Raw genomic sequence first — 13,758 nt, 5'->3', positions numbered from 1 at the left:
ACGACGACTCCTGGCGGTCAGGCCGGTCAGGCCTGTCAGGGTCGGCGGTTCGGGACAACCGACATAACGTTGATCACGATACGGTAACGATTGGGTCACGATCAAGAAATTCGGTGATCCGCCCCCGTTTCTGTCGCCATCGTCACACCCGCGACGCCCCGGCAGTGCTCAGCAGACCCCTCCGTCACATCCACCCCAGTCCTGCGGGCTCACAGACCGTAGAGCCGTCGGGCGTTCGCCGACACCAGTGCGCCGAACCCGTCCGGGTCGACACCGCGCACCTCGGCCAGCAGCCGTGCGGTGTAACCGACGAAGGCGGGCTCGTTCCGGGCGCCCCGGAACGGCTCGGGCGTCATGTAGGGGGCGTCGGTCTCCACGAGGATCCGGTCCTCCGGGACCAGGGCGGCAGCCTGTCGCAACTCCTCGTTGCGCTTGAAGGTGACATTGCCGCAGAAGCTCAGGTAGTAGCCCCGGTCGACCGCCTCGCGTGCCACCTCGAGCGGGGAGGAGAAGCAGTGCAGCATCACCGTGAGATCCGACGGGGCGTCCGACAGCACCCGCAGGAGGTCGTCGTCGGCCTCACGGTTGTGGATCATCAGCGGCTTGCCGACCCCGGACGCCAGGTCCATGTGCCAGCGCAACGCCTCCTCCTGGACCTCCAGTGGTGCCGTGCCGTCGGGATCGTGGGTGATCCAGTAGGTGTCCAGGCCCGTCTCCCCCACCGCCACGCAGCGTGGGTCCGCCACGAGCTCCCGGAGCCGCACCCGGGCATCGTCGGTGAGTTCACCGGCCTTCGTCGGGTGCACGGCACAGGCCGCGACGACGCGGTCGTCGGCGTGGGCCGCCTCCAGCGCCAGTTCGGCCTCCGCGATGCCGTCACCAACGGTGCACACGGAGCGCACCCCGACGGCGGCAGCGCGGTCCATCACGGCGCGCACGGACTCCGCGTCGGCGGCCCCGCAGGACGCCAGGTGGGTGTGCGCGTCGAACACCTCCGCCAGCGGCTCGGGAGGCACAGGGACAGGACGTGGCTTCTTCCGTGACATGCCCCCAGGCTAGCGGGCGCCGGAGGAGGACCGCCCTCAGGACTGCCCGAAGAACGCGAGCTCCAGCTCCACGGTCCGCCGGAAGAACTCCCGCGCCGTCGACGCATTCTCCGCAGACTGTGCCGCGACGCGGTCCACCTCGTCACGCAGGAAGGCGACGAGGTCGTGGAAGTCCGGGTAGTCGTGGAGCCGCACCCATTCGGCGTGCACGTACCTGGCCGGGTACCCGCCATAACCCTCCGGAGCCTCGGCGCGGTTCGACTCCCTCGTCGCCCAGTCCAGGTACAGCCACTCACAGACGACGAGGACGGCGAGGATCGCCGCGTAGTTCCGGGTCTCCGTCGCCTCGGCGAAGATTCTCTTGAACCCTGCCGTGGAGTCCGTGTCAGGGGCGTCCTGCCGCTCCGCCGCACCGAGATCCTCCATCGCGTCCACGAAGTAGGTGCTCTCGTCGCCGGCGACGTCCCCGAGAAACTCCGCCAGCCGACGGCGCGAGGCGAAGGTGTCCGCGGTGGCGACGGCGGCACCGAGCAGCGCCATGAACCCGTCGACGAACCGGTAGTCCTGCACGAGGTAGGCCGCCATCCGCTCGTCGGGGAGGGTCCCGGCGAAAAGCTGCCGGACGAAACCGTGGGTCGCCGCGGCGTCCCAGGTCCCCCGGTTCTCCCCGCGCAACCGGTCGGTGAACCGCTCGTCCGTCATGCCGTCTACTCCACCGCAGCCCAGGACGGACCGGTCTCGGCGAGCTCCGGATCCAGTTTCGTGAACAGCGGCGACGGCTTCGTCAGCGCCGTCCCCGGGGTCAGGGTGGTCCGACCCCAGTGGGCCTGCTGGTTGTCGTAGTCGCCCATGATGACCGGGTAACTGCGTCCTTCAGCCGGCAGACCGACGCCCACCGGCGTGCGCGGGGAATCGTCGGTGACCTCGACGACCGTCGGCTGGGCGGCCCAGACACCGGTACCGCCGAGGGTCTCGAAGACCTGCTGGGCGGAGAACGGCAGGTACGGGGTCAGGAGGGTGTTGGCGTCGGAGACCACCTGCAGCGCGGTGTGTAGGACGGTCGCCAGACGCTCACGCTGAGACTCGTCCTTCGCCAGCTTCCACGGCTCCTGCGCCGCGATGTACTGGTTGCCACGGTCGACGATACGCATCGCCTCGGCGATACCTGCCTTGAACCGGGAGTGCTCGAGGCACTCGGCGACCCGGTCGAAGGCTGCCGCGGCGTCCTCCAGCAGGTCGGTGTCCTCGGCGGTGAACTCACCGGCCGCCGGGATCTCGCCGAAGTTCTTGTGCGCCATCGACACCGTGCGGTTGACCAGGTTCCCCCAGCCGTTGGCCAGTTCGGTGTTGATGCGACGAACGAACTCGTCCCAGGTGAAGTCGGTGTCCATGTTCTCCGGGCCCGCGACGGCGATGAAGTAGCGCAGTGCGTCCGGACCGAACTCCTGCAGGAAGTCCCGCACGTAGATCACCACACCCTTGGACGAGGAGAACTTCGACCCCGACATCGTGAGGAACTCGGAGGAGACGACCTCGGTCGGCAGGTTCAGCTCACCGAACTCGCCGGCCTCACCTCCGTGAGCGCCCTTTCCTGCGTAGCCGAGCAGCTCACCGGGCCAGATCTGGGAGTGGAAGGTGATGTTGTCCTTGCCCATGAAGTAGAAGGACAGGGCCTCCGGATCGGACCACCACTCGCGCCACGCCTCGGGCTGGCCGGTGCGCCAGGCCCATTCGATGGAGGCGGAGAGGTAGCCGACGACCGCGTCGAACCAGACGTAGAGCTTCTTGGCGTTGTTGTCCTGCCAGCCCTCGATCGGTACCGGCACGCCCCAGTCGATGTCCCGGCTCATCGCCCGCGGACGCATGTCCTTGAGCAGGTTGAGCGAGAACTTCAGCACGTTGGGCCGCCAGCCCTCGCGGGTGGTCAACCAGGACTCCAGGGCCTCGGCGACGGCGGGGAGGTCGAGCATGAAGTGCTCGGTCTCCACGAACTCGGGGGTCTCCCCGTTGATCTTCGACCGGGGGTCGATGAGGTCGGCGGGGTCGAGCTGGTTGCCGCAGTTGTCGCACTGGTCACCGCGGGCGTCCGTGGCGCCGCACAGCGGGCAGGTCCCCTCGATGAAGCGGTCCGGCAGCGTACGCCCGGTCGACGGGCTGATGGCACCGGTGGTGGTCTGACGGACCATGTAACCGTTGTCGTTGAGTCCGCGGAACAGCTCCTGGACCACCGCGTAGTGGTTCCGGGTCGTGGTCCGGGTGAACAGGTCGTAGGACAGGCCGAGATCGGCGAGGTCCTCGACGATGACGCGGTTGTACCGGTCGGCGAGTTCCTGGACGCCGACCCCCTCCTTCTCCGCCTGGACCAGCAGAGGAGTTCCGTGCTCGTCGGTGCCGGAGACCATCAGCACCTTGTTGCCCGACATTCGCTGGAACCGGGCGAAGACGTCCGAGGGGACGCCGAAGCCGGCGACATGTCCGATGTGGCGGGGTCCGTTTGCATAGGGCCAGGCAACGGCGGTGAGCACGTGTTTCGACATGCGACCAGATTAAGCCATGACACAGATGAAGCGCGCACCAGGGGCTGGTTCCCCGGTGCGCGCTTGCGTCATGCACAGACTGTACTACGTGGTGGCGTCGGCTTTCTCCGGGGCGCCACCCCGCTTACCACGGCGGCGCTCCCGTGCCGCCCGGGCTTCGGCCGTCTCCTGGTGACGGCGTTCGCGGGCGAGTCGCAGTGCGAAGGCACGCTTCTGCTTCTCGTCGAGGAACAGCGGATCCTGGGACAGACCCTTGTATATCGCCAGGCACAGGAAACAGATCAGTATCACGAACGGGCTGGCCGCGATGATCGTCACGGTCTGCAGGCTGTTGAGCGCGTCGTCGCCACCGGACAGCAGCAGGACCACGGCGATCAGTGCGGTGAGCAGACCCCACAGCACGGTGACCTTGCGGTCGGCGATGAGTTTGCCGTTCTGGCTCATCGTGCCCATCACCGTCGACGCCGAGTCGGCGGATGTGATGAAGAAGGTGGCGAGCAGGATCATGGCGATGATCGACGAGACGGTGCCCAGCGGGAGCTCGTGCAGCAGGTTGAACAGCATGTACTCCGAGGTGCCGTCCCCGTACACGTCCGAGCCCTGGTCCTCCAGGTGGATGGCGCTGCCGCCGAAGATCGCGAACCAGACCACGGACACCGCGGTGGGGACCAGCATGACGACGAGGATGAACTCGCGGACGGTACGCCCCCGGGAGATGCGGGCGATGAAGGTACCGACGAAGGGCGACCAGGAGATCCACCAGGCCCAGTAGAACAGCGTGTTGCCGGCGAGCCACTCGTCCATGCCCGGTGCGGAGTCCGCCGTGCGGGCCGCCATGCCGAAGAACTCCTGGATGTAGTTCCCGAACGCGGTCGGCACCGTGTTGGCGATCACGACGGTCGGGCCGACGATCAGCACGAAGAAGGCCAGAACCGCGGCCATGACCATGTTGAAGTTCGACACGTACTGGATGCCCTTGCTCACGCCGGAGAAGGCCGAGATCAGGTAGCAGATGCCGAGGACGCCGATGATCAGCATCAGCCACCCGGTCCCCGGGCTGTGCACCATGTCGGTGGCGTCCAGGCCCGAGGCGATCTGCAGGGCGCCGAGCCCCAGGGACGCGGCGGTACCGAAGACGGTGGCGAAGATCGAGAGCACGTCGATGAGCTTGCCCAGCCAGCCCTCGGCGCGGCGCACCCCGATCAGCGGGATGAACGCCGAGCTCAGCAGCTGCTTGCGACCCAGACGGAAGGTGCCGTAGGCGATCGCGAGACCGACGATGGCGTAGATCGCCCACGGGTGCAGCGTCCAGTGGAACAACGTGGTGGAGAAGGCCACCGGATTGCTCTCGGTCGCTTCACCGGGAACGCCGTTGCGGTAGAAGTTCATCGGTTCCGCCACACCGTAGAACATCAGGCCGATGCCCATGCCGGCGGCGAACATCATCGCGATCCAGCTGGCCGCGTTGAATTCGGGACGCTCGTGGTCCTGGCCGAGCCGCACATTGCCGAACTTGCTCAAGGCGACCCACAGGATGAAGAACACGAACACCGAGCCGGCGATGATGTACACCCAGCCGAAGTCTGTGACCACGAAGTCGAGCGCACTGTCGGCAAAGGACGAGAAGTTGTCGGGGGCGATCAGCCCCCAGACCACGACGGCAAGCACGATCAGGGCGGCGAAGCCGACGACGGCCTTGTCGATCTTGGCGTTCTCGTCCTCGGCCGGAGGAGGCAGCATGTCCTCGGTGGCGACCGGCGAGATCTTCTCCAGGTTCAGTCCCGGATCGGTGAAAGGAGCATCACCGGAACCGGTGCCCGGCGGGCCGATATCGTCAGATTGCGGGTTCTCTTCTGAAACGGACATGCAGACCACTCTGCCATACTCCCCGCGTACGGCGTCGGGGGCCCCTCCACCACTGCTCCCGGGGAGCTTGTCCGGTCAGTCTCCGCGGGCCGCCAGAACCGCCTCGTAGAGTTCCCGTCGGGACACTCCGTGAGCAGCGGCGACCTCCCTGGTGGCGTCCTTCATCCGGGTCCCTTCCCCCACCTTCTGCTCGACCTCGCCGACCAGTTCCCCCGGGTCGCGCACGACCGGCCCGGGGGACGCCGAGATGACGACCGTGATCTCTCCGCGCACGCCGTCCGACGCCCACCGGGCCAGCTCCCCCAACGGACCACGGACCACTTCCTCGTAGGTCTTGGTCAGTTCACGGCAGACCGCCGCCTCACGGTCCTCACCGCAGACCTCCGCCGCGGTCGACAGGGTCGTCGCCAGCCGGTGCGGTGACTCGAAGAAACTCACCGCGCGGGGCGAGTCCCGCACCGACTCCAACCACTGGCGGCGTGCTCCGTCCTTCCGCGGGGCGAAACCGTCGAAGGCGAAGTGGCCCACCCCCACCCCCGACAGGGCCAGGGCGGTGGGCACCGCGGAGGGTCCGGGCAGGCACGTCACCGGCACACCGGCCTCCTGCGCCGCCTGGACCAGCGGGAAACCGGGGTCGGAGACGGCGGGCATCCCCGCGTCGGTCACCACCAGTACCCGTGCCCCGGCAGCGGCCCGGGCGACCAGGCCCGCGGCGCGGTCGGCTTCATTGTGGTCGAAGTTCGAGACGATCTTCCCGGAGATCTCCACGCCGAGGGCGTCCGCCAACGCCCGCGTGCGCCGGGTGTCCTCCGCGGCGATGACGTCGGCGCTGCCGAGCGCGTCGATGAGCCGGACCGAGGCATCCAACGGGTTGCCCAGCGGCGTCGCCGCGAGAATCACACCGCCGTCGGAGAGCGGGCGGGCCTGGCGTGCGCGCTCCAGTGCGCGGACCACCGGGTCGGTGTCGGGAACCTCGTCGGTACTGTCGCTGCCGGTGTCTCTGCCGGTGTCTCTGCCGGTGTTGCTGTCCTCCATGGTCACCAGACTCTACCCCGCGGCCGGAGTATAGGATGAGCCACTGTGACCGAGACTTCCGCCACGACAGGCACCGCGCCCCGACCGGCCCCCACGGCAGGCCGGTCGCACCGTCCACGCCGCTGGTGGTCGATCCTGGCGGCGCTGGGGGTCCTGGGTCTGCTCAGCCGGCTGCTGTGGCTCTGGCACCCCACCGACGCCGGCACGCCGGTCTTCGACGAGAAGCACTATGTCCCGCAGTCCTGGCAGGTCCTCCGCGGCACCGAAGGCGGCGGCCGGCTGGTCATCGGCGGTATCGAGGACAACCCCGGTTACGGCCTCGTCGTCCATCCCCCGCTCGCCAAACACCTCGAGGCGCTCGGCATGGCCGTCTTCGGGAACAACCCCTGGGGCTGGCGCGTCATCGTCGCGCTCCTCGCCGTCGGTGTCATCCTGCTCATCGCGGCCACGGCCCGACGACTCAGCGGGTCGGACTGGGTCGGCCTCACCGCCGGCGTCATGGCGTTGTGCGACGGCATCCTGTTCGTCACCGGACGTTCGGCGATGCTGGACCACTTCCAGGTGTTCTTCGTCGTCCTGGCGGTGTACCTGCTGCTGCGCGACCACGCGCAGATGGAGTACCGGTTCGCCCTCGTCGCCGCCGACGGACGGACCGGCGACCACGCGCTGGGCCCGCGCCTGGGCTACCGGTGGTGGCGCTTCGCCGCGGGGGTCGCCCTGGGCTGCGCGCTCGCGGTGAAGTGGTCGGGCCTGTACTACATGGCCTTCTTCGGCGTGGCCGTCGTCGCCGTCGACTGGTGGCGGCGGCGGCGCTTCGGCGTCACCCGGCCGTTCGTCGGGACGCTGCTGCGCGACTGTGTCCCCGCCTTCGCCTCACTCGTCCTCGTCCCGGTGGGAGCCTATCTGCTGTCCTGGCGGTCGTGGTTCGCCTCGGAGACCGGTGTGTTCCGGCACGAGGCCGCCGCCGACAGCGACCGGATCAGTGCCTGGGGGCTGGACGTCCTGCCCGACAGCTGGCTCAGCTTCCTCTACTACCATGTCTCTGTGCTGGGCTTCCACAGCGAGCTGACGAACTCCAACGGGCACCACCACCCCTGGGAATCCAAGCCGTGGGACTGGCTGGCGTCCACCCGTGCCCTGCTGTACCACTCCGCCGGCGACGACAACGACCACCGTGAGGTCGTGCTGCTGGTCGGCACACCGGCCATCTGGTGGCTGTCCGTACCGGTTCTCCTGTGGGGCATCTGGCGGCTCATCGGCCGCCGTGACATGCGCTGGCTCGTCCCCGTCATCGGTTACGCCGCCGGCTTCCTCCCGTGGTTGTTGAACGTCGACCGGCAGATGTACCTCTTCTACGCCACGAACCTCGCCCCGTTCCTCATCATCGGGATCGCGCTGGCCCTGGGGCAGGTCTCCGGGTGGGCTCTGCGCCCCGACGAACCGGTGTCCCGGCGCAGGGACGCGAGTGGGGTCGGCCTCGGGGCCGAAATCCGGTCGCTCGTCGCCGGCAAGACCGGGATGCTGCTCACCGTCGGCTACCTGGTGCTGGTCGTGTGGATGTTCCTGTTCTTCCTGCCGATCTACACGGGCATGCCGATCTCCGACGAGCAGTGGCAGTTGCGGATGTGGCTGCCCGGCTGGACGTGACCGGGCGTCCTCACCGGTCGTCGCCCGGTCGCCAGGACGAGTTCTCCTCCACGTCGTCCGGACTGTACCGCACCGGACGCGCCGACAACCCCCGCAGCGACTGCCGTAGCGGGGTCACGGCGTGGTTCCGCGACAGCCACACACTGACCAGCGCCACGCAGGCCGCCAGGTGCAGCAGCAGCCCGGCGATGAGGGTCACGTCCGTGCCCCCGTCCAGGAACCCCAGGACGATGTCACGGGTCGCGAACCCCGCACCGAAACCCCACAACGCGAGGAACACCGGGAAGAGTCCGGGGGCGGACCGCGGACGCGCGGCACCCCAGAGCAGGCCTGCCGCGAGCGCGAGCCGCACCGCCGCCGCATCGACCGACAGTGACGCGACGTCGGGGTCACCGGCATTACCCACGGTGCCGCCGGGCCCCCCGTCCAGTGCCTCGGCACCACCGCCGGCTGCACCGGTGAGCAGCAGCAACGACCAGGCGACATAACACACCGCCACGACGACCAGCGCGATCCTGCTCAGCACCAGAGGGAGCGACCGGTTGCGCAGCCGGTGGGACAACTGCGGTGTCTCATCGGCGACACGTGCCATGGACTCCGCCAGCGCCCGCGCTCCACCGGCACCGCCCGTACCGCCAGAACCTCCGGTCGCCGGGGCGACGGACATCCTCAGCCGACGGTTCAGGTCGCTCGCCGCGGCGAACCACTCACGGCAGTCAGCGCAGGCGGACAGGTGGGTGTCGATCATGTCGTCGCCGATGTCCGACGGCGCGTTCTCCCCGTCGAGCCTGGCAGACAACGCGGCACGGACCACCGCGTGCATGTCCTGACGTGACTCCCCCACCGCCGTCACCCGAACCTGGACAGGGCCTTGTCCAGGCTCGCCCGTCCGGCACCGAAGACAAGGAGAACAAGACAGGCGGCGAACAGGACGATGACCAGTTCTCCACCCCCGTCAGACACGAAGAGCCCGTTGCCGAGATGGACGAAGTAGAAGGCTGCGACCATGTCCAGGGCCAGGACACCGGCCGCGGCGGGGGTGAGAAAACCCAGGACGACAAGCGCTCCACCGAGCATCTCGACGACGGCGACCACCCACACCGACAGCGTCGGCTGGGGAATGTGCATCGATGCCCACTGTTGCGCGGTCTCGTCCGCACCGACGTGGAACACCTTGTCCCACCCGTGGGCGATGAAGACGACCCCGAGGGCCACACGCATGATCAGGAGGGCGGCGTCGCGGAAGGCAGGATTGTTCATGATGGGGCCATCATATCGCCCCGGGCCCCCGCCGTCCCTTCGCGGTACGTGGCACTACACCGCCCGGATGTGGGAGTCACGGCGGTCGGCGTAGCCGTCGTACTCCTCGTAGTCGCCGTAGTCGCTGTAGTCGGTGTAGTCGGTGTAGTCGAGGTCGGCGAACTCCGGGTCCACGTCGTCGCTCTCCAGGACGACGGCCCCCGGCCGCAGCAGACGGTCCGGCACACCGAGTTCGCGGTCGTCGGTGTTGCGCACGCCCAGTCGGGCCCGTCGCATCCTGGCGATACGCCTCCGTCGCAGCCGTGCCTCCTCGACGACCTGGCGGCGCAGGTAGTAGAGGTACACACCGGCGAGCGCGACCGTGACGACCACGGCGGACCAGGCGGCACCGCCGAGCAGGGCGGCGACGACGACCGACACCACACACAGAGCCGCCAGAACCGACAGCACCCGCTTGCGCCTCGTCTGACGTCGTTCCACCATGCGTTGGGAGGCTTCCGGGTCGTAGAACCCGCGGCCACGTCGCGCCGCGGCGTAGTCGAGTTCCTCGGCGGTCAGTTCACCGTCGCCGTACCCGTCGTCGAGGAAGTCCGCCGGCGGCGCCACCTCCGCACCGGGGACCAGGGGTTCCCCGTCCGTCTCTTCGCCGGCACCGACCGACACGTCGATGTCTCCGCCACGGAGGTACGCCGACGGGATCTCGGAGAACCGCGCGGTGCGCCCGTCCCACTGACCGTCATCTGTCACGGCGACGGCGGACTCCACCTGCGCCGGCGGCTCCACCTGCTCCACGGACCCGCCCGCGTCCCCGGACTCGTCGTCCATGGTCTCCGGAACCTCCGCAGCCTCACCGGCGCTGTCGCCGGCATCGTCGTCCAGCCCGTCGATGAGTTCGGCGTCGGGGTCCACCGGGGCGAACTCGCCGGTGTCCTCGTCGTCGAGGGGGCGGTAGCCCACGACCTCGCCCTCGATGATCCCCGGCACGTCACGCCCGGTGTCGTCGATGATCACCTGCTCGGGCTCAGCCTCGACGAGTTCGATGTCCTCGTCCACGTCGGCGTGGTACAGCGACTCCGCAGGGAGCGGCCGTTTGCGGGGTCGGTCGATCTGCGCCCCGCCTTCGTGCAGCACGCGGGTCTCCGACAGGGCGCTGGAGGTGCGTCGGACCGGTGACTGGTTACGCAGGAACAACGGCGCAAGGAGAAGAAGCCAGACGACCGCGATCAGGATCAGAGAGCTGAGGGAGCCGGACACTAGCGGCCATTCCTTTCACCGACGACATTGCAGGACGCATCACGATAGAACAATGCCACCGACGATACGTGCCACTCCGCGGGCTGCGCCGCAGGCGCGCCGTGCAGCATGTCCACCGGTTCACCGGGCGGGACGCCGCTCCTCCACCGTCAAGCCCATGAGAAGGTGGTCACGCCACTGGCCGTCGATGTGGAGGTTGCGTTGCAGCAGGCCTTCCTGACGGAAACCGACCTTCTCCAGCACCCGCCGCGACGCCACATTCGACTCCAGCACCGTCGCCTCCACCCGGTGCATCCCCACCGCCGTCATCGCGTGGTCCACACCGGCCGACAGGGCGGCGCTGGCCACCCCCCTGCCGCTGAAGCCGGAGTACACCCAGTACCCGATCCAGCAGCTGCAGACCACACCGTGCTGGACGTTGCCCAACGTCAACTGCCCGGCGAAGGCCCCGTCCACCTCAATGGCGAAGGGCAGCAGCGTCCCCTGACCCGCCATCGCCGTGAGGCCGGAGTAGTTGCGTCGCCACATCGCCCGGGTGTGCGCCTCCCACCACGGTCCCGGCACCGTCGGTTCCACCGGGCGCAGGACATGCTCGTCGGCGTTCCGGAACTCCGACCAGCGGCGGCCGTCCCGTCGGGACAGCGGTCGCAGCCGGACGTCGCCAGCGGCGGTGGGCACCGCCGGCGTCGTCGCCGGCCACCCGGGATGACGGTTCGTCACCAGCACGGGGGGCTCACACCCGGTTCGTCAGGAACATCACGTCGACGACCTCACCGGGTTCGATCCTGGTCAGGTCACCGGGCACGACGATCAGGCAGTTCGACTGCCCGTGACTGCCGAGCAGGTGGGTCGGTTCACCGCCCGCCCCGGCGCCGAGCGGGTCCACGAGGAACTCGCCGGTCTCCCGGTCGCGCATGAGCTGGGCACGGATGAAACCGCGGCGGTGCGGGGCGGACTGCAGTCCGGCGATCGTCCTCGCCTTGACCACCCGTCGCTTCGCCTGGCGCTGCCCGCGCAGGATCTGCACCAGCGGGCGGACCATGACCTCGAACGCGACCAGCGCCGCACTCGGGTTCGACGGCAACAGGAACGTCGGGACCCGGTCCGCACCGAGAATCCCGAACCCCTGCACCGACCCGGGGTGCATGGCCACCCGGGAGACGTCCAGCTCCCCGAGCTCGCCCAGGATCTCTCTGAGCCGGTCGCTCGACGCCCCGCCGACGCCCCCGGCGATCACCAGGATCTCCGAGCGGATCAGCTGGCCTTCGATGATGTCGCGGAGCCTGCGGTCCTCACCGCCGACGATCCCGAGACGGTTGACGTCCGCCCCCGCCTCCCTGCCGGCCGCGGCCAGGGCGTAGGAGTTGACGTCATGGATCTGGCCGAGCCCCGGCTCCCGGTCGATGTCGACGAGTTCGGGGCCGAAGGACAGCACCGCCATCCGGGGACGCGGGTAGACCAGCACCTTCGACCGCCCGACGGCGGCCAGCAGTCCGACCTGCGCCGCACCGATCACCGACCCCTGCTCGACCACGACATCGCCCGGCTGAACGTCGGACCCGGCCCGGTGGATGAACTGCCCGGTGGCGACCGGCCGCAGTGCCTCGGTCCGGCGGCCGTCGTCCTCCGCCCAGTCGAGGGGGACCACGGCGTCGGCGAGGGTCGGGATCGGAGCTCCCGCCTGCACCCGTACCGCCTGCCTCGGCTGCAGCCGCACCGGACGGTGCGACCCCGCCCCCACGTCGCCGACCACCGGCAGCTTCGCCGACGGCACGTCCGGGTCGACGCTGCCGGCGTGGCGGACATCCACGGAACGCACCGCGTACCCGTCCACCGCGGCCTGGTCGAACCCGGGGACCGATGTCTCGGCCTCCACCTGTTCGGCGCACCGCAGACCGAGCGCCTCCGATATCGCGGTGCGCACCGGTTCCGGTGTTACTGCCGCGGCGCTGACCGTGGCCAGCTGCTCCTCAACAGTTCTCACGTGGACGTCCTCACAGGTTCTCGGGATGGTTCGGGGTGGCGTGCAGGTAGTTCAGGTGCAGACTCTACCGCCCCGGTATCCCGGAACAGCAGACGGTGCGGACCTGTCACACCACCAGTTACTTCTCCAGCCGCCGGGACAGCCAGCGTTCCAGAGACGGCCCGTAGGACGGGTCGTCGAGGGCGAAGTCCACGCACGCGCGGATGAAGCCCCCCGGGTTACCCAGGTCATGGCGGTTGCCGCGGTGCACGTACACGTGCACCGGGTGTCCGTCCTCGATCAGCCTGGCGATGGCGTCCGTGACCTGGATCTCCCCTCCCTTCCCGGGGGCGGTGTCGCGCAGCGCGTCGAAGATCGACCGGTCGAGGAGGTAGCGTCCGGTCGCGACGATGTTCGAGGGTGCGTCCGCGACGTCGGGCTTCTCGACCATGCCGGTCACCCGACGGACCTGGCCGTCAGCGTCATCGGCACCGTCGGCCTCGGCGATCTCGAAGACGCCGTAGTTCGAGACCTCCTCCTCCGGCACCTCGAAGCCGCACAGAACCGTCCCGCCGTAACGCTTGCGCACCTCGATCATCTCGTTCATCACGCCGAAGGGCAGGACCAGGTCGTCCGGAAGCAGGACGGCGAACGCGTCCTCGTCGTCGTCCAGGGCGTCCTCGGCACAGCCGATGGCGTGCCCCAGGCCCAGGGGACGGTCCTGGTTCACCGACACCGCCGTGATCATCTCGTTGACGGCGCGGACCTTGTCCAGCTGTTCTGTCTTCCCCCGCGACTCGAGGGTCTCCTCGAGGAGCTCGTCACGGTCGAAGAACGCCATGATGCCCTGTTTGCGGGGTGAGGTGACCACCGCAAGCCGGGACGCGCCGGCCTGGGAGGCCTCTTTCGCGATGAGCTCGATGCCGGGGGTGTCCACCACGGGCAGGAGCTCTTTGGGGACTGTCTTGGTCGCCGGCAGGAAACGGGTGCCCAGACCGGCGGCAGGAACCACGACAGTTCGGATCCCACCGGTGGAAACGGCGTCGGCGACACCGTCTGGAGAGCCGGAGGGAGTAGTTGAGTTGGTAGTTGCCATGATCTGAATCCTACAGGGATTACCCCCGGACGGCCCGGCGAAAACACCCCGACA

Annotated in this window: 12 protein-coding genes; 1 reads left to right on the top strand and 11 read right to left on the bottom strand. The window is 68.8% G+C overall.

The features are described 5' to 3' along the window. Positions 1–209: 209 nt before the first annotated feature. The 5 genes from PQI66_RS08350 to rsmI all read right to left on the bottom strand — a co-directional run bounded on the left by PQI66_RS08350 (position 210) and on the right by rsmI (position 6,484). Positions 210–1,046: a TatD family hydrolase gene (locus PQI66_RS08350; protein WP_339997414.1), complete on the bottom strand. Its 837-nt coding sequence runs from the start codon at positions 1,044–1,046 to the stop codon at positions 210–212. A gap of 36 nt (positions 1,047–1,082) precedes the next feature. After that, positions 1,083–1,748, bottom strand: coding sequence for a TenA family protein (locus tag PQI66_RS08345; RefSeq protein ID WP_339997412.1), 666 nt, complete (start codon positions 1,746–1,748; stop codon positions 1,083–1,085). Positions 1,749–1,753: 5 nt separating this feature from the next. Further along, positions 1,754–3,583 carry a methionine--tRNA ligase gene (metG, locus tag PQI66_RS08340; RefSeq protein ID WP_339997410.1) on the bottom strand — a complete coding sequence of 610 codons (1,830 nt, stop codon included), beginning with the start codon at positions 3,581–3,583 and terminating at the stop codon, positions 1,754–1,756. Between the two features lie 84 nt (positions 3,584–3,667). Continuing rightward, positions 3,668–5,323 (bottom strand): BCCT family transporter, encoded by a 1,656-nt coding sequence (locus PQI66_RS08335; RefSeq protein WP_339997691.1) that lies wholly within the window; start codon positions 5,321–5,323, stop codon positions 3,668–3,670. Positions 5,324–5,524: 201 nt separating this feature from the next. Then, positions 5,525–6,484: a 16S rRNA (cytidine(1402)-2'-O)-methyltransferase gene (rsmI, locus tag PQI66_RS08330; protein ID WP_339997408.1), complete on the bottom strand. Its 960-nt coding sequence runs from the start codon at positions 6,482–6,484 to the stop codon at positions 5,525–5,527. A 45-nt stretch (positions 6,485–6,529) separates the two neighbouring features. On the opposite strand from rsmI, the gene PQI66_RS08325 reads away from it, so the two are divergent. After that, positions 6,530–8,131, top strand: a complete 1,602-nt coding sequence (locus tag PQI66_RS08325; RefSeq protein ID WP_339997406.1) for a dolichyl-phosphate-mannose--protein mannosyltransferase — start codon at positions 6,530–6,532, stop codon at positions 8,129–8,131. 10 nt (positions 8,132–8,141) lie between these two features. On the opposite strand, the gene PQI66_RS08320 is transcribed toward PQI66_RS08325, so the two are convergent. From PQI66_RS08320 to PQI66_RS08295, 6 genes are all read right to left on the bottom strand, one after another. Continuing rightward, complete coding sequence (locus tag PQI66_RS08320; protein ID WP_339997404.1) at positions 8,142–8,975, bottom strand: hypothetical protein; 834 nt, start codon at positions 8,973–8,975, stop codon at positions 8,142–8,144. 5 nt (positions 8,976–8,980) lie between these two features. Continuing rightward, positions 8,981–9,391, bottom strand: coding sequence for a DoxX family protein (locus PQI66_RS08315; RefSeq protein WP_339997402.1), 411 nt, complete (start codon positions 9,389–9,391; stop codon positions 8,981–8,983). Positions 9,392–9,445: 54 nt separating this feature from the next. Next, positions 9,446–10,645: a divisome protein SepX/GlpR gene (sepX, locus tag PQI66_RS08310; protein ID WP_339997400.1), complete on the bottom strand. Its 1,200-nt coding sequence runs from the start codon at positions 10,643–10,645 to the stop codon at positions 9,446–9,448. Between the two features lie 120 nt (positions 10,646–10,765). Next, the gene (locus PQI66_RS08305) at positions 10,766–11,365 is read right to left on the bottom strand and encodes a GNAT family N-acetyltransferase (protein WP_445228020.1); all 600 of its coding nucleotides are present in this window, start codon (positions 11,363–11,365) and stop codon (positions 10,766–10,768) included. Between the two features lie 13 nt (positions 11,366–11,378). After that, a complete protein-coding gene (gene glp / locus PQI66_RS08300; protein ID WP_339997396.1) occupies positions 11,379–12,629 on the bottom strand; it encodes a molybdotransferase-like divisome protein Glp in 1,251 nt (416 codons plus the stop codon). A 118-nt stretch (positions 12,630–12,747) separates the two neighbouring features. Then, positions 12,748–13,707, bottom strand: a complete 960-nt coding sequence (locus tag PQI66_RS08295; RefSeq protein ID WP_445228019.1) for a UTP--glucose-1-phosphate uridylyltransferase — start codon at positions 13,705–13,707, stop codon at positions 12,748–12,750. Between the last annotated feature and the right edge of the window lie 51 nt (positions 13,708–13,758).

This window comes from Corynebacterium sp. USCH3 (assembly GCF_037619475.1).
Taxonomy (GTDB): domain Bacteria; phylum Actinomycetota; class Actinomycetes; order Mycobacteriales; family Mycobacteriaceae; genus Corynebacterium.
The sequence above is the reverse complement of the archived record's forward strand: the minus strand, read 5'-3'. Positions and strand labels throughout refer to the sequence as shown.